The organism is Formosa sp. F44 (genome assembly GCF_056238645.1).
In genome coordinates, this window is sequence record NZ_JBWDLJ010000001.1 from 857,840 (window position 1) to 873,684 (window position 15,845).

Annotated in this window: 16 protein-coding genes and 1 pseudogene; 12 read left to right on the plus strand and 5 right to left on the minus strand. The window is 36.5% G+C overall.

The window, feature by feature from the left end; genetic code table 11:
* Positions 1-127: 127 nt before the first annotated feature.
* Together AC0UBM_RS03595 and AC0UBM_RS03600 are read left to right on the plus strand one after the other, a co-directional pair.
* Entirely contained in the window at positions 128-664 is a 537-nt protein-coding gene (locus tag AC0UBM_RS03595; protein WP_475687676.1) for a GNAT family N-acetyltransferase, read from the plus strand.
* 144 nt (positions 665-808) lie between these two features.
* Complete coding sequence (locus AC0UBM_RS03600; protein WP_475687677.1) at positions 809-1,423, plus strand: sulfotransferase family protein; 615 nt, start codon at positions 809-811, stop codon at positions 1,421-1,423.
* Between the two features lie 79 nt (positions 1,424-1,502).
* On the opposite strand, the gene AC0UBM_RS03605 is transcribed toward AC0UBM_RS03600, so the two are convergent.
* The gene (locus AC0UBM_RS03605) at positions 1,503-1,946 is read right to left on the minus strand and encodes a TlpA family protein disulfide reductase (RefSeq protein WP_475687678.1); all 444 of its coding nucleotides are present in this window, start codon (positions 1,944-1,946) and stop codon (positions 1,503-1,505) included.
* A 396-nt stretch (positions 1,947-2,342) separates the two neighbouring features.
* Between AC0UBM_RS03605 and AC0UBM_RS03610 the strand changes: the two genes are divergently transcribed.
* From AC0UBM_RS03610 to AC0UBM_RS03640, 7 genes are all read left to right on the plus strand, one after another.
* The gene (locus tag AC0UBM_RS03610) at positions 2,343-4,637 is read left to right on the plus strand and encodes a glycoside hydrolase family 95 protein (protein ID WP_475687679.1); all 2,295 of its coding nucleotides are present in this window, start codon (positions 2,343-2,345) and stop codon (positions 4,635-4,637) included.
* 381 nt (positions 4,638-5,018) lie between these two features.
* On the plus strand, positions 5,019-5,246 hold the full coding sequence (locus tag AC0UBM_RS03615; protein WP_475687680.1) for a hypothetical protein: 228 nt from the start codon (positions 5,019-5,021) through the stop codon (positions 5,244-5,246).
* A 94-nt stretch (positions 5,247-5,340) separates the two neighbouring features.
* Positions 5,341-6,387 carry a flavin monoamine oxidase family protein gene (locus tag AC0UBM_RS03620; RefSeq protein WP_475687681.1) on the plus strand — a complete coding sequence of 349 codons (1,047 nt, stop codon included), beginning with the start codon at positions 5,341-5,343 and terminating at the stop codon, positions 6,385-6,387.
* A gap of 175 nt (positions 6,388-6,562) precedes the next feature.
* Positions 6,563-6,991: an organic hydroperoxide resistance protein gene (locus tag AC0UBM_RS03625; RefSeq protein WP_414034488.1), complete on the plus strand. Its 429-nt coding sequence runs from the start codon at positions 6,563-6,565 to the stop codon at positions 6,989-6,991.
* Positions 6,992-7,895: 904 nt separating this feature from the next.
* Positions 7,896-8,474, plus strand: coding sequence for a dual specificity protein phosphatase family protein (locus AC0UBM_RS03630; RefSeq protein WP_475687682.1), 579 nt, complete (start codon positions 7,896-7,898; stop codon positions 8,472-8,474).
* Between the two features lie 51 nt (positions 8,475-8,525).
* A complete protein-coding gene (locus tag AC0UBM_RS03635; RefSeq protein ID WP_475687683.1) occupies positions 8,526-9,122 on the plus strand; it encodes a DUF6642 family protein in 597 nt (198 codons plus the stop codon).
* A 266-nt stretch (positions 9,123-9,388) separates the two neighbouring features.
* Complete coding sequence (locus tag AC0UBM_RS03640; RefSeq protein WP_475687684.1) at positions 9,389-9,697, plus strand: GIY-YIG nuclease family protein; 309 nt, start codon at positions 9,389-9,391, stop codon at positions 9,695-9,697.
* A gap of 169 nt (positions 9,698-9,866) precedes the next feature.
* On the opposite strand, the gene AC0UBM_RS03645 is transcribed toward AC0UBM_RS03640, so the two are convergent.
* Both AC0UBM_RS03645 and AC0UBM_RS03650 read right to left on the minus strand, forming a co-directional pair.
* Complete coding sequence (locus tag AC0UBM_RS03645; RefSeq protein WP_475687685.1) at positions 9,867-10,631, minus strand: TIGR03915 family putative DNA repair protein; 765 nt, start codon at positions 10,629-10,631, stop codon at positions 9,867-9,869.
* A gap of 9 nt (positions 10,632-10,640) precedes the next feature.
* Entirely contained in the window at positions 10,641-11,903 is a 1,263-nt protein-coding gene (locus AC0UBM_RS03650) for a putative DNA modification/repair radical SAM protein (protein ID WP_475687686.1), read from the minus strand.
* Positions 11,904-12,063: 160 nt separating this feature from the next.
* Between AC0UBM_RS03650 and AC0UBM_RS03655 the strand changes: the two are divergent.
* The 3 genes and pseudogenes from AC0UBM_RS03655 to AC0UBM_RS03665 all read left to right on the plus strand — a co-directional run.
* Positions 12,064-12,240, plus strand: a pseudogene (locus AC0UBM_RS03655) (helix-turn-helix transcriptional regulator); the annotation flags it as partial.
* The gene (lexA, locus tag AC0UBM_RS03660) at positions 12,214-12,663 is read left to right on the plus strand and encodes a transcriptional repressor LexA (protein ID WP_262486729.1); all 450 of its coding nucleotides are present in this window, start codon (positions 12,214-12,216) and stop codon (positions 12,661-12,663) included. The pseudogene AC0UBM_RS03655 and the gene lexA, both read left to right, overlap by 27 nt.
* A 36-nt stretch (positions 12,664-12,699) precedes the next feature.
* Complete coding sequence (locus AC0UBM_RS03665) at positions 12,700-13,827, plus strand: glycerate kinase (RefSeq protein ID WP_475687687.1); 1,128 nt, start codon at positions 12,700-12,702, stop codon at positions 13,825-13,827.
* A gap of 94 nt (positions 13,828-13,921) precedes the next feature.
* Here the strand turns inward: AC0UBM_RS03665 and AC0UBM_RS03670 are convergent, their stop codons facing one another.
* Together AC0UBM_RS03670 and AC0UBM_RS03675 are read right to left on the minus strand one after the other, a co-directional pair.
* A complete protein-coding gene (locus AC0UBM_RS03670) occupies positions 13,922-14,227 on the minus strand; it encodes a GIY-YIG nuclease family protein (protein WP_475687688.1) in 306 nt (101 codons plus the stop codon).
* 668 nt (positions 14,228-14,895) lie between these two features.
* Positions 14,896-15,534: a DUF6266 family protein gene (locus AC0UBM_RS03675; RefSeq protein WP_475687689.1), complete on the minus strand. Its 639-nt coding sequence runs from the start codon at positions 15,532-15,534 to the stop codon at positions 14,896-14,898.
* Positions 15,535-15,845: the final 311 nt, after the last annotated feature.

Sequence of the window (15,845 nt, forward strand, 5' to 3'; positions counted from 1 at the left end):
GTAAACATCACAAATTCAGTTTTATATTGTAGGTTTTTAGGGGGTAATATTTATAAAGTATTACATTTTTTTCAGCTTAAAACATGTTTATTCCAGATTTAGTGGTACCAACAAGCCCATGGCAATCATGAAGATATTTGAAACCGAAAGATTAATAATAAAGCGTTTAGAGAATAGGGATAAGCTCTATTTTTCTGAACTCTTAACAGACCCAAAAATCTTGGAACTTATCCCTCAAAAAGCATTTACCGAAAATCAAGTAACCGACAGATTCACCAAAAACCTACATTTAAAACGAAGTGATTTAAGGGATAGGCAATGCGCTTGCGGTATCTTTATAAAAGGGAAGAAGGAGCTTATTGGATTGGCTTTATTCCTTATAAATAAGGATGACGAAAAAGAATTAGGGTATCGGTTTAGAGTAGACTATTGGGGACATGGTTATGGTAAAGAAACCACTAAAGGCATGCTGAGATATTATTTTGAGCACACGCATGTAAACAAAGTGACTGCAGATGTTAATATAGCAAATTTAGGATCGGTTAAAATATTAAACACGTTTATGACACCCGTAAAAGAATTTTATAATGAACGGGATAATTGCACCGACAGATCTTACGAAATCACTAAAGCGGAGTGGTTAAAACAAGATTATAAACAATGAAATCTTTTGATATAAGTTAAAACGACACCCTAGAAGCAAGCCTTTTTAAATATTGAAAACGGATGTTACAGATTGAATATATATTATATTTGAATATATAGTATAATTAAAGCAAACTGTGTTATTTGCTAGAACGTATAAAAAATGAGTAATAAAGTATTTTGTATTGGTTTAAATAAAACGGGAACATCGTCCTTGCATGAAGCTTTTAATATTCTAGGGTTAAAAAGCGTCCATTTCAAAGATGATCATGGTAACGATATCAAGGAAATTATTCTAAATAACTACTTGTCAAGACATAATATTTTGAAGGGTTTAGAGGCTTATGATGCGTTTTCCGACTGGGATCAGGAGCAATACACTATAGAGATATTTAAAGCATTTGACGAGCAGTATCCAGGGAGCAAATTTATATTAAACACAAGAGATTTAAAAGGTTGGTTAGATAGTCGCGAAAAACACGTCAAAAACAATCAGATTAAAAAACGGAAAGATCCGCAAGCAGATATTGTTTGGTTGGATATTGATAGGGAAGCTTGGGAGACTCTATTTAAAAAACACTACCAAGAGGCCAATGCCTATTTTAAAGGAAGAACAGACAATTTTTTAGTCTTTGATGTCATTAACGGCGATGGTTGGGAAACCCTTTGTCCTTTTCTAAATGTGCCAATTCCTAATGTTCCTTTTCCTAAAAAAAATGTCGCGTCAGATAAAAAGCTTTATAGAAGATTAATCCGTAAAATTAAAAGATATTTATAGTCTTACACAGAATCCATAGAAGTGTATATATTTATTCAATAGTAGGTTTTTTATACAATAAACCTAAACAATCTTTAAGTTAAATATCGCCACCTACAAGACTTTCCAAAGCATAAAATAAACGATTCTTTGCATTCGCTTGCGAGCCAAATATAGAGCGAAACAATTCCCCTTTTTCAGATATTAGAATCCATTGTGGTGTACCTTCCGACTTAAACTGATCGTAAACTTTATGATCATGGTCTATATAAATTGGAAACGGAATCTCTCCACTGGTAAACACACCTTTAATATTCTCTTTTGTACCAACTCTGTTGTTAAAGTCGGCATGAATCCCTACAACCTGAATCGTAGGGTACGTCTGTTGCAATTCGTATGCTAGCGGAAGCGCCCGACCTGTACATCCCAAACAATCGTTATTGTAGATAATAAGTAACAAGATTTTATTTTTGTACCTCTCTAAAAGCTCTACTGCAACGCCGTCTAAGTCTTTTACGAGAATCGATTGTATTGGGGTATTCATATTTTTATTAGTATTAAAAGTCATTGTAAAATTAACGAATTTATAAGCGCACTAAGCACAAGATTCTTCTAAATACATAGGCTACCAATTCGATGGGTTTTATATTTAACTGATAACAAGCAGATTAAATAAAACCATTTACAGTTAATTGTTTATTAATCAACGTATTCATTAGAGTATTTTCTATTAATTATATTACGTTAAGAATATGCAATTCTCAATTCCTAGTCGAAACACCTCCTTAGGCCTTATTAACTCTAGGAAATTAATTTTATCTACCACGTATAAAATTGCTATCTTCAAGACCTTAAACGCTCGGCTGGCTGTATTCTGTCTCACAATAAAATCATTTTAGCTTAGCATTTAACCCCTTTTTACTAACCATAATTAAATACAATGAAGAACATTTTTACCTTAAGATTATTTTGGCTGTTCACCGTCCTGTGTGTCACGACCATTAACAGTGCCTATGCACAAATAAGCCCTGATTATAATCCGCTCTCCCTTTGGTACGAGCAACCTGCTGAGATTTGGATGACAGAAGCACTACCTATTGGTAACGGTCCGATGGGCGCTATGCTATTTGGTGGTACCGATATAGAACGTATTCAATTTAATGAGATTAGTCTGTGGAGTGGCGATCGTATGGCGCGAGAAGATGTAACTGAAGAAAACATGGGAGCCCATCAAGCTTTTGGTGATGTTTTTATTCGCTTAGGTCACGATTTTTCTAAAGTCACCAACTACAAACGCGAACTTGATATCAGCAAGGCTGTTCACCGTGTAGAATACGATTACGAAGGAATACATTACGTACAGCGTGCTTTTGCTAATCATCCTTCAAATGTGATTGTAGTAGAATTAACAGCAGATAAACCGAAAGCTTTTAATGGAGATGTTTGGCTAACAGATATGCATGGAGCAGATATTACGATAAATAAAAATCGCTTTTATTCGGTTGGAGACATGAAAAACGGATACGAATATGAAGCGCAATTACAGGTGTTAACCACTGGAGGAGAAATAAAAAGCTCTAAACCAGAATTTGCTGGGCGAACGCTTATGCCTACTTTAGGGTTGCGTTTAATAAAGTGCGATGCAGTAACCTTAATACTAAGTGCTGGTACAAACTTTAAACAAGATTTTAAATCGGAATGGCTAGGAGAACATCCTCATGCAAAAGTCACTAAAAACGTAGATGAAGCGATTACTAAAGGCGTAAATACCTTATTTAGCGAACACTTGGCAGATTATCAAAATCTTTTTGGTCGTGTCGATTTAAATTTAGGAAAAACCGCAGACAATCTTAGAGCAAAGAGTACATTACACCGACTTCGAGATTATACCACAGCGAAATCTACAGATCCAGAATTAGAGGCATTATTCTACCAATTTGGACGATATCTTTTAATTAGTTGTTCACGTCCTAATTCTTTACCTGCAAACTTACAAGGCGTTTGGAACAATAGTAACCGACCTGCTTGGGCTGGAGATTATCATTCTAATATTAATTTAGAAATGAATTATTGGCCAGCAGAAACGTCAAACTTAGCCGAGTGTCATGTGCCTTTTATAGATTATGTGACGAGCTTACGAGAAGTGAGTGCATTAAATACCCAAAAAGAATATGGAGATGTTCGCGGATGGACCATTCAAACTATGAATAATCCTACAGGTATTTCATTTTGGAAGTGGAATTTACCTGGTAGTGCTTGGTACGCACAACACCTATGGGAGCATTACGCGTTTGGCCGAGATAAAGCGTATCTACGCGAAACGGCTTATCCAGTACTTAAAGAAGTTTGTCAGTTTTGGGAAGATCATTTAATACGTCGTCCCGATGGCACACTAGTCACTCCAGACGGATGGTCGCCAGAACAATATAAATACGAACCTGAAGAAGGGGTTACCTACGATCAAGAAATAATTTACGATTTATTTACCAATACCATCGAAGCAGCAAATGAATTAGGACATGATGAGGCATATAAAAAGAAGTTAATGAAGATGAGAGATGATCTTTTAAAACCGGCCATCGGACGTTGGGGACAGTTAAAAGAATGGGAAATAGATAAGGACGATCCAGAAGATCATCACCGTCATGTATCTCATTTATTTGCATTGTATCCAGGCCGTCAGATTAGCGTGGCTCAGACGCCCGAATTGGCAGAAGCCGCACGTGTCTCTTTAAATGCTAGGGGCGACGAAAGTACAGGTTGGAGTCGTGCATGGAAAATTAACTTTTGGGCACGATTAGCCGATGGAGAACGCGCTTATAAACTATTGCGTAGCCTTATAAATTTAGTAGATGAAACCAAAACCATTTATGGAAAAAGTGGAGGAGGGGTTTATTCTAATTTATTGGATTCTCACCCGCCATTTCAAATCGATGGTAATTTAGGTGCAACGGCAGGATACGGAGAAATGCTCATGCAGAGTCATGCCGATCAAATTCAATTACTTCCTGCATTGCCTTCGGCTTGGCCTGACGGTTCTGTAAAAGGTATTCGTGCTCGTGGCGGATTCGAAATTGATATGACTTGGGAGAATAATAAACTGACACAAGTGGTTATTCATTCGGAGTTTGGGTTGCCTTGTAAGGTGACTTACAACGGTAAAACTTGGGAATCTAACACCAAAGCAGGAGCGTCTTATACGCTAAATACAAAGCTAAAATTACAAAGCAATTAGATTCTAGCACCTTTTAAAAACCAACTCTGGTTTTGTGCTATTATAGATAGTTACATGATTCATTTATAGTATTTTCTCACCGAAAATAGTATTCAGAATCATGTAACTTTTTTTTGGTTTAAACAACTCTCAATCAGCTATTAAAACCTCGTTGATAACACCTTCACGAGAAGTTAGATACCAATATATATTAGCTGAAAAACATTATAGACAAGTCCATTAAATGTGATTCAATCATACAAGATATTGAAACCATATAGGCAGTCAAGACTTGGGTTTAACAGCTAATCGTTTAGACTTCCCATGTTACATTAAGTAAGAACTCTAAAAAAATACTACATTGCAAGTATGCTTTTTAACAGCGCCTTAATTTAAGACCTTATGGAATATTTTTTGTCTATTGTTATAATCTTATTACTCCTACTTCAGAGATCTAAAATCAATACGAATAGTGCGCGTTTACAGAAAGATATCGATGCCTTAACCGATAAGATTAGCCATCTAACTACACTTTTAAAAACCGAACAAGCGTCTGCATCATCTGAAAAGGAAACAGACGATATTGTCAGTCTGCATCCCATTAATGCAACCTTCAATCTTTATATTTAATACGGTTTAGAAAACCTACTCGTAATAACCTTGGTAAGAGGGACGTTCCCTTAGCTTTAAATATCATTTTGTTTTAATTAATTTTAATTTTTTCATGTCTACATTACATTCAAAATACATAATAATTGGTGCTGGCTTATCTGGCTTAACAAGTGCAAATCAATTACAAGCTCGTGGCATACAGGATTTCAAAATTCTGGAAAGTAGAGCACATTTTGGAGGTCGGATTTATACTAAAGAAGGTATTGATTTGGGCGCAACGTGGTTTCAGAATCATCATACGTATATGTCCACCGTTTTGAAACAATTAAAATTAAAGTCATTTTCTCAGTTTAGCGGTGGTAAAAGTATTTTAGTTTACAATTCTATGGCACCGGCACATTATTTTGAAAGCGACCAAAACAGTCCTGCGGCACAGCGTATAGTAAATGGTTCCGAAGCTTTAATACAGGCATTGGCTTCTGGGGCTCAAGATAAAATCACCTTGAATACGCGAGTGGCAAAGATTACCGAAAATGAAGACAAAATTCACATACAAACCGAAAAGACAGCCTATACTTGTGACAAATTAATTGTCACCGTACCACCTAAGTTGGTTAAAAATATTGTTTTCGATCCTGAATTACCCGAATCACTCACTCAAGTTTTAGGTAAAACTCATACATGGATGAGTAATGCGATTAAGGTGGGACTAACGTTTAAGCGTCCCTTTTGGCGAGAACAAGGACTGTCGGGAACAGTAATTAGTCAGATTAGTGAGGTCACCGAATTGTACGATCATAGTAACGCTTCAGAAACCGAATTCCGTCTTATGGGCTTTGTTAACGAAGGACTACGAGACTTAACGGCATCCGATAGACAAGAGCGCATTTTAAAATACCTAGAAAAGTACCTAGGTCCAGAAATTAGGGACTATATTCATTACGAAGAAAAAGACTGGGCGGCCGATCCCAATACGTCTAACGATCACTTAAATTCGGTGTATATGAGTCCGTCGTACGGAAATTCAGTATTTCAAAAGTTGTATATGCACGGGAAATTAGTGTTTTCCGGTACAGAAACAGCAACAATAAGTGGTGGCTATATGGATGGTGCTATTCACAGTGGTCTTCAAGCCGTTGCGCTTTTAAATGCAATTTAAAGTTTCAGGTTTAAGACCTGTATTGCCAATATCTAATATGAGTGTTGCTTTTTTTATAGTTATACCATTTGAGAGGTAGAGATTTATGTAATTTAATAGAATTTTAAGACAAATCTCTTTATTAGCATGGGATATGGTCTTATCTTTAAATTTGGAAATTTTAAAAACGTAAACAATGAAAACATTATATGAAGCAACTTCGGTTGCAACAGGAGGAAGAAAAGGGCACGTCGTATCAGAAGATAGTCCGATAGATTTTAACTTATCAGTACCTGAGTCTATGGGAGGCGATGGCGGTTCTGGAGCAAATCCAGAGCAATTATTTGGTGCCGCTTACGCCGCTTGTTTTGGTGGAGCCATTCAAGCCGTTGCAAAAAGTGAAGGCATTGAAATCGATGAAGACGAATTAAGCGTTACAGCCATCATCGGATTCTGTAAAGGTAAAAGTGGCTTTTTATTAGAAGCAACACTAGATTCTTACATTCCAGGTGTAGATTTAAAAACTGGAGAAGATTTAATAGAAAAAGCTCACGAAATGTGTCCGTTTAGTAAAGCTACACGTGATAATATTACGGTGACGTTAAACTTATTATTAGACGAATAAAAATCTGTTTTCCTTCAAAATATATCAAAGCTCACCATTGCGGTGGGCTTTTTTTATTCTAAATCGTATATAGATCCAAAATTATGTAGGTGGAGGTTTTACATGAATGTAATTCTTAGTTCTCGACGCCGCTCGAACACCCTGTAAAACAAAATATGATTGAAACGGTCATCGAGCATTAGCAAGATAGAATAGTAAGATTCTGACGAAGCTAGCGAACGAAGTTTAACGAGAAGAAGACTATATATTTTAGAGTGTAGATTTATTCTGAAAAACATAAACCCTTTAGAAATACTAAAGAGCAGTCTAAGTTCTCGACTTCGCTCGAACACCCTGTAAAGCAAAATATGATTGAAACGGTCTTCGAGCATTACTAAGTAAAAATAGTAAGATGCTGACGAAGCTAGCAAACGAAGTTTGACGAGAAGAAGACTATATATTTTAGAGTGTAGATTTATTCTGAAAAACATAAACCCTTTAGAAATATTAAAGAGCAGTATAAGTTCTCGAGGCCACTCGAACATCCTGTAAAACAAAATATGATTGAAACGGTCTTCGAGCATTACTAAGTAAAAATAGTAAGATGCTGACGAAGCTAGCAAACGAAGTTTGACGAGAAGAAGATTATATATTTTAGAGTGTAGATTTATTCTGAAAAACATAAACCCTTTAGAAATACTAAAGAGCAGTCTAAGTTCTCGACTTCGCTCGAACACCCTGTAAAGCAAAATATGATTAAAATGGTCTTCGAGTAGCTTGTACTGAGGGAAGTCGAAGTAGAGTCGAGAAGTAATGGTAAGATACTGACAAAGCTAGCGAACGAAGTTCTTCATTAAGCACCTACTGCATACCACTATCTTGCCATGCTTTTTTTATCTTTGCACAAGCTACACAAATTACTCCCATGCAAATTTCCTTAAAAAGTCCATTATTACAACTTTTTTCATTTCTATATCTGACTTTAAGTGCACCACAATTACAGGCACAAGAGTTAGCTTTTAAGTACATCGAAACCTGTGATTTTCATAATTTATATCAACTAAATGCTGATTTATACCGCTCAGAACAACCCTCTAAAAAAGGAATGAAAGAGGTGCAAGCCTTAGGCATTAAATCCGTTATAAATCTAAGACGAAAACACACCGATGAAAATAAGCTTAAGGCCCTTACTTTAGATTTATATAATATACCACTAAAAGCAGGGACGTTAGATGACTATGATATTTTTACCGCCTTACAAACCATACAACAGGCGCAGAAACCAGTACTTATCCATTGTTGGCACGGTTCCGATCGCACAGGAGCCATAGTTGCGGCATCTCGAATGGTCTTCGAGAATTGGAGTAAAGACAAAGCTATTGCCGAGTTTACCGATAAACGCTTTGGTTATCACAAAAAGATGTATCCTAATTTAATTCCTTTGTTAGAGTCATTAGATATTGACTTGTTAAAAGAAAAGTTAGCTAAAAGTGTTAAAGATTAAAACTGTTGTTTTAATTTTGCAGACCATATATCTCGCATAAATTCATAAAACTTGTTAGAAAAACAGTCAAATCCACATCACCAATTAATAGATTCAGAGTATTTTATTTACTGCTTAGAAGGCGTGGACGATATAGATACCGACACCGGTACTAAAGCGCGAGAAAGCTTGGAACATTTAATTCAGAAATTTGGTATAGCCAGTATCTATAAAACATGCGATACTATTGAAGGCCTAGAAGAGAGCTTAAATAGTTTGGTGTTAGACGATCATCATTTTACCGATTATGAAATCATTTATTTGGTTATGGAAGGTGAAGCCAATAACATCTGTTTGAATGACTATTACTACAGTTTCCAGGAAATAGCCGAACTTTTTGAAGGCCGTTTACAAGGCAAAATTTTACACTTTTCAAATGCAAAGATTCTAGATTTAGACGAAGAAGAAGCGCAATACTTTATAGATATTACAGGTGCCAAAGGAGTTTCTGGCTATGGTAATGCATATAACGGCATAGATAGCTTAAACCTGGATCAAGCGTTTTTTAATTTATTTAATGAAGACGATAATATGTTTGATGTGGTGGAAGAATTGCACCAAAAACATTATGCACTCTGTAAATTATTGGATTTTAGATTGTATTATTAGTTATAGCATTATATTACTTTTATGTTCAAATTAATTATCACATGTTTTGTTCTCGACTTTGCTCTTTTAGGTTAGTAAAGTGTAGAATTCATTAAATTTATTGACATAATAATTACATTCTAAAGTTCTCGACAAACTTCGTTCGCTAGCTTCGTAAGCATCTTGCAATGCTTTCTCACTAATGCTCGAACACCCTTAAACGTAATATGTTATTTCACCGGTCTTCGAGCGATGTCGAGAAGCTTTTATTCTAAACACACAACATTATGCCTGGATATCTATATATATTACGATGTTCAGATGGTACTTACTATACAGGATGTACTAAGGATTTAGTAAAAAGGCTTATTGAGCATCAATCTGGGAAAGGGGCAAATTATACTAAAACACGATTACCTGTTCATTTGGTTTTTCAGGAGTATTTTCTAAATATTGAAGATGCTTATTATTACGAACAGAAAATAAAGAAATGGTCTTATGCTAAGAAGCAAGCTGCAATAGATGACAATTGGGAATTATTACCAAGATTATCAGAATGTAAAAATGATTCACATTTTAAGAATAAAAAGAGATAGATAAAGTTTTAAGTTCTCGACAAACTTCGTTCGTATCTTGCAATTCTTTCTCACTAATGCTCTAACATCCTTTAAAAACGTAATATGTCATTACACCGGTCTTCGAGCGAAGTCGAGAAGCTTTTATTCTAAACACAACATTATTAGAAAACAATATACTAATATCGTTCTACTGCTTCTCACTTAAATATTTCCAATAGCGCTTCGGCACATGTTGGATGTGGAGTTTCATGTTTTTACGAGATGCAATATTAGTACTTTTAAAATAGTCGTTCCACAATTGCTGAAATTCCAATTCGATGTCGGCGAATAGATCCGAGGAGGTTTTAGACGGATCGAAATCCGCATCAAACTCCAACGTAATTATATCTACTTGTTCTAAGTTGTAATAGATCCCGTACTTTCGTTTTAAATCGTAAATCAGCCATTTTTGGTCGGCATAACGCTTTTTAAAATGATTTTTAATGAGTGGTAATACGTTAAAATCGGGTTCTATATTCGCAAAATAAATCCCATCTTTGGTCAGTTTAAATCTCACAAACGCTTCCATCCTGTGTTTTTCTCGTCCTACATTTTTGGTAAGTTTTGAGACTTCTAAAATATGCGCGTTTGTAAAATCTGATGCCACGTTGGTTTTAGATGCAAACACATATACCATAGCTTGAAATAAAGTGTCTTCCACCGTGAGTTTTTCACTTAAAAAGGCATAATAAAAGCGACGCAACTCGTTCGCACTCATTTTCTTTTTTAAGCCATGCCACACCCGATTTGCTTTTTCTTGGTCGGTAATCACTGTTTCAGAACTACCAAATAAAGGGTGCTGAAATCGTGTTGCAGTCACTATAGTCACTGTTTTTAATTTCATCTCGAATGCGGTAAATACCGCTGTTAAGAAGCCATCGAATGAGCTATCGTATATTAGAGTGGTTTCCATACTATGAGACTATCCAAAAAGATTTAATTGGTTACTAAGCATGCTGGTATATTTACTCTTGGTATTCTGTAAGATTAAACCTTTAATTTTTTCAGCAGTTAAATCACGCGTTTCAAATTTATTGGAAGCACAAATCAAGAAATATTGCGCACGATTTAAGGATATTCCAATGGCTTTTAAATGGTCCCAATTGAGCTGTCTGTAACGTCTGGCATGTAATATTTTAAATACCGATTTCATTCCTAAGCCCGGAATACGTGCCAGCATGCGTTTATCGGCTTTATTCACATCTACCGGAAATTCGTGTAAATTGCGTAATGCCCAACCCAGTTTCGGATCGATATCTAAATCTAAATGCTGATGCTGTTCATTAAGAATTTCCTTAATATTAAATCCATAAAAGCGCAGCAACCAATCGGTCTGATACAGTCTGTTTTCACGTAACATGGGCACAGGTGTTCCAATTTGCGGGAGACGTGTATCGTAACTAATAGGCACATAACCGGAATAGTACACCCGTTTTAAATTAAAGTTTTTATAAAAGTAATTTGAGGTATACATGATTTGCATATCACTTTCGCCACTCGCGCCCACTATCATTTGGGTACTTTGCCCAGCGGGTGCATATTTAGGTGTGCTTTTAATCAGTTTCTTTTCATTCTTATATTGAATGATTTCATTTTTCACCTTTTCCATAGGTTTAATAAAATCGGCTCTGTTCTTCTCCGGAGCCAACAATTTTAAACCTTCTTTTGTCGGAATTTCGATATTAACACTCAATCGGTCGGCATATAAACCTGCTTCTCGCATAAGTTCGTCACTAGCGCCCGGAATAGATTTTAAATGAATATAACCATTAAAGTTTTCTTCTAACCGCAATTTTTTAGCCACAGAGACTAAACGTTCCATGGTATAATCGGCGCTTTTAAAAATCCCTGAACTCAGGAACAGGCCTTCAATATAATTTCGTCTGTAAAAGTTTATGGTTAAATCGACCACTTCCTGCACCTGAAAAGCGGCGCGTTTAATATCGTTACTTTTTCGAGTGACACAATAGGCACAATCGAATATACAATGGTTGGTAAGTAGTATTTTTAACAAGGACACACAACGACCATCTTCGGTATACGTATGGCAAATCCCCGAATTAGAAGCATTTCCTAAGCCCTTATTGGTATTGGTTCTGTTGCTACCACTAGAGGAGCAAGATACATCGTATTTGGCAGCATCTGCAAGGATATTTAACTTTTCTTGTACACGTTCAAAAGACATACTTAAGTGTTTAAGTTTAAGGCGCAAAGCTACAACTTAATCTTATAAAAAAGGCGTTGTATATTAAAATAATCGCATTACAGTAACAATAAGTATCTCATAATATGATATACTATTATGTAATTATGTATATTTGTATCTGGAGATCAACCCATTGATTATGAATCGTATTAAGGAGGTATTAGAAGATAAAGGCATCAAGCAAACCTGGTTGGCCGAAAAGCTAAATAAGAGTTATAATATGGTGAATGCTTACGTGCAAAATAGGAGGCAACCCAGCTTAGAATTATTGTACGAGATTGCCAATATTCTGCACGTTGAGGCCAGAGATTTATTAGATGTAAACAAAGCAGTATTTCCCAACACGGTTGAAAGTGATACCGTAAACATTCCCTTAATCGGAGCGGTAGCCTGCGGATTGCCTGTATTTGCAGAAGAGCATATAGAAGCTCAAATCCCCATAGCAACACAATTAGTTAAAACTCCATCGGATTACTTTCTGTTAAGAGCAACAGGAGATTCTATGAATACGAAAGGCATTGATAGTGGCGACTTACTACTCATTAAACGCCAACAAACTGCAGAAACTGGAGATTTGGTTCTTGCTTTAATTGATGACGAAGCCACGGTTAAAGAATTTAGACATAACGGAAGTACGGTGGTGTTAAAACCACATTCCACGAATTTGAAACATCAGCCCATTATTTTAACCACCGATTTTAAAGTTCAGGGTGTTGTGGCGCATGTGATAAAGATGTAAGTTATCATTATAGTGTCTCTTTTTTTAATACGCCTTATGAAAATTGTTTTAGCACCAGATAAATTTAAGGGCTCGCTTACCGGATTCGAATTTTGCGATGGTGTAGCATCCATTTTAGAATCCATAGAACAGGTCGAAGTCATTAAGGCGCCTTTAGCCGATGGTGGTGACGGGACTATAGATGTGATGAATTATTATTTAAATGGTGAAATCATATGTGTTGAAGTCAGTAACCCTATAGGGAACCCCATTTCAGCCCATTATCTGTATGCCGAATCGTCTAAAACCGCTTATATTGAAATGGCCGAAGCCTCTGGGTTAAAGTGTTTAGCCACAGAAGAACAGCATTGCATGGAGACCACCACTTTTGGAACCGGACAACTTATACTTCATGCTATAGACCAAGGCGCGCAACATATTATTTTAGGGATTGGAGGCAGTGCGACAAACGATTGTGGTATCGGGATGGCTACAGCTTTAGGGTATCGGTTCTTAGACCAACATAACCGCGAGCTTAAACCCATTGGTAAATCCCTAACGGATATAACAACCATAGACGATACTTTAGTCGATTCCAGATTAAAACACATCTCCTTTAAAATCGCTTGCGATGTTACCAATCCGTTATACGGACCGGAAGGCGCTGCCCATGTATATGCTAAGCAAAAAGGGGCAAGCGCTGCAGATATACGGCATCTCGACCAGGGATTGCAACGGTTTTCCACCGTATTAAATCGACACTTTAATTTGAATGTACAAGAAATAAAAGGGGCTGGTGCGGCTGGCGGACTAGGAGCTGGAGCAGTCGCTTTTTTAAAGGGAACATTAGTACCCGGCATCCAACTGATTAAAGACATCGCTCAGTTTGATACTCTGATACAAGATGCCGATTGGATCATCACGGGTGAAGGACATTTAGATACACAAACGCTTTCTGGAAAAACATTACAAGGTGTTTTAACATCGGCTAAAAAACAGCATATAATCGTCGCTGCGTTTTGTGGACATATCGATTTGGAACAACATAACTTGCAAGACTTAGGCATTACGTATTCGGATGCGATTACTAATCATGCTGAAGATTTAAATGATGCCATACGGCGTGTAAAATACTATGTAGACTTTATGACGAAAGCCTTTGTGAATCAGGTATTGCGAAAATAAATAACCTAGTATATTCTCGACTACGCTCGAAGACCGATTAATTCATGTGTTGAGTTTTTCATGGTGTTCGAGCGGAGTTGAGAACCTTTTAACTTCACTTTTTATTTCTACAATGCGTATCATTCTTACATTCCGAAAGTTTAGGTATCAATTCCCAATTATTATCAATCATAGCTTTTTTCTTAGTATGAGACCATTTTTTTATCTTCTGCTCATAATGAAAGGCATCTGCAATATTTAAAAAATGTTCTTGAAACACTAAAATAACAGGTAATCTAGCTTTGGTATAATATGATCCCTTTCCAGATTGATGTTCAGACAGTCTTTTTTCTAAATTTCTAGTACTTCCTGTATAGTAAGTTCCATCGGAACATTGTAAGATGTATAGATATCCTGGCATATTTGTTTAGATAGTTTATTTGCTTCTAGGCTTTACTTCGATTTCGCTCAGCCTAGCCTACTCATAGACCGTTCAAATCATAACATATTTTCCATGGTGTTCGAGCGGAGTCGAGAACAATTATTTTGTTATATTACTTCATTTTTTTTATTGGTATTTATGTTAATGCTTTAATGCTTTTACGTTTTTATATAGTGAAAGCTTCTCGACACTACTTCAACAGCACTCAATACAAGCTACTCTAAGACCATTAAAATCATAATTTAAGCTTCAGGGCGTTCGAGTGGAGTCGAGAACAATGATTGTATTATAAAGCTCTATGTATTAGTTTTATATGATGAATTGATATTTCTAATTGCTTTCTAGATTTTAAAGATAATACTAGCTTCTCGACTCCGCTCGAAGACCGTTCAAATCATATCTTAGGTCTTCAATGGTGTTCGAGCGGAGTCGAGAACTAAAAAATGTTGTTATGATACTTTAGTGTTTCTTAGTTTTTAAAAATAATACATGCTTCTCGTCAAACTTCGTTTGCTAGCTTCGTCAGCATCTCACTATACTTCTCGACTCTACTTCAATTGCGCTCAGTACAAACTACTCGAAGACCATTAAAATCATAATTTAAGCTTCAGGGAGTTCGAGGCGGCCTCGAGAACAATAAAAACCCATCACACCACATAATCTCCCAAATATCTACTAGTTGCCGTAAGACCTAAGTGCGTATTCCTAAACGTTGCCCATAGATATACGCTTTCGCCATAAAAATCCGCTTCAAAATCAAGCACATCCCGTCCGCTTTCGCGCAGGCTCTGCGCCTCAAAATATGCGAAACGATGCAAAGCAGGCGCGTAGGCTACTGCTAAAAAAGCATCGGTTGGGTAGGCTAATCCCTGGCTACTGTTATCCTGCCAGGTGATAGTCAACTTATGTGCTGGAGCGGTTTGCACTACTGGCTGTTCTATGCCGCATAACCCCCCCATACCCACCAGCACCTTATTATAGTCCATGAAAAATCCTGTAGGTGTTTGTTGTACCGCCTCTCTCATATGGTAAGACATGGCCTGATTAAAAGGCGATTTACTGCCCACAGCAACACCAAAGTTTTCTGTAAGTATTCCTTTTATGGGCGTTAAAAATTGTAATACACATTTAAACTTATCGCGTTGTCGTTGTTGGGCTGGACTTATGGGTTTAGTAGATTTAGTGGGTGCCGACCGCAGTACATTTTTACCCCGCCAATTGCTACCCACTACAGGACCAACTTTCCCTGAAAAGCCACCCAAAATCCCTTGATTTAATGTTGCCATATCTCTGGTTTTTAATGCATTACACATCACTAATATAAGAAAAAATATAACTAGAAGTATAGGGAATATAAATTTTTAAGCAGGTAAAACAATTGATTGTTAGTGACTTATTTCGAATGTGCTTCGGGGATGCTTCGGGAATCCGTCGTAAAATATGGCATTTTAGGGAGAATCCTCGAAGGAATGTAGGAGGGGAGTAGGAGGAGGTTGTGTTTAGTTTTTTATTTAAATCTTTAGTTACAGGAAAGGTAATACGTGTTTATTAGCTTGGAATGTTTTGGAAGAAACACTTTTTATGAAGTGACGTGGGA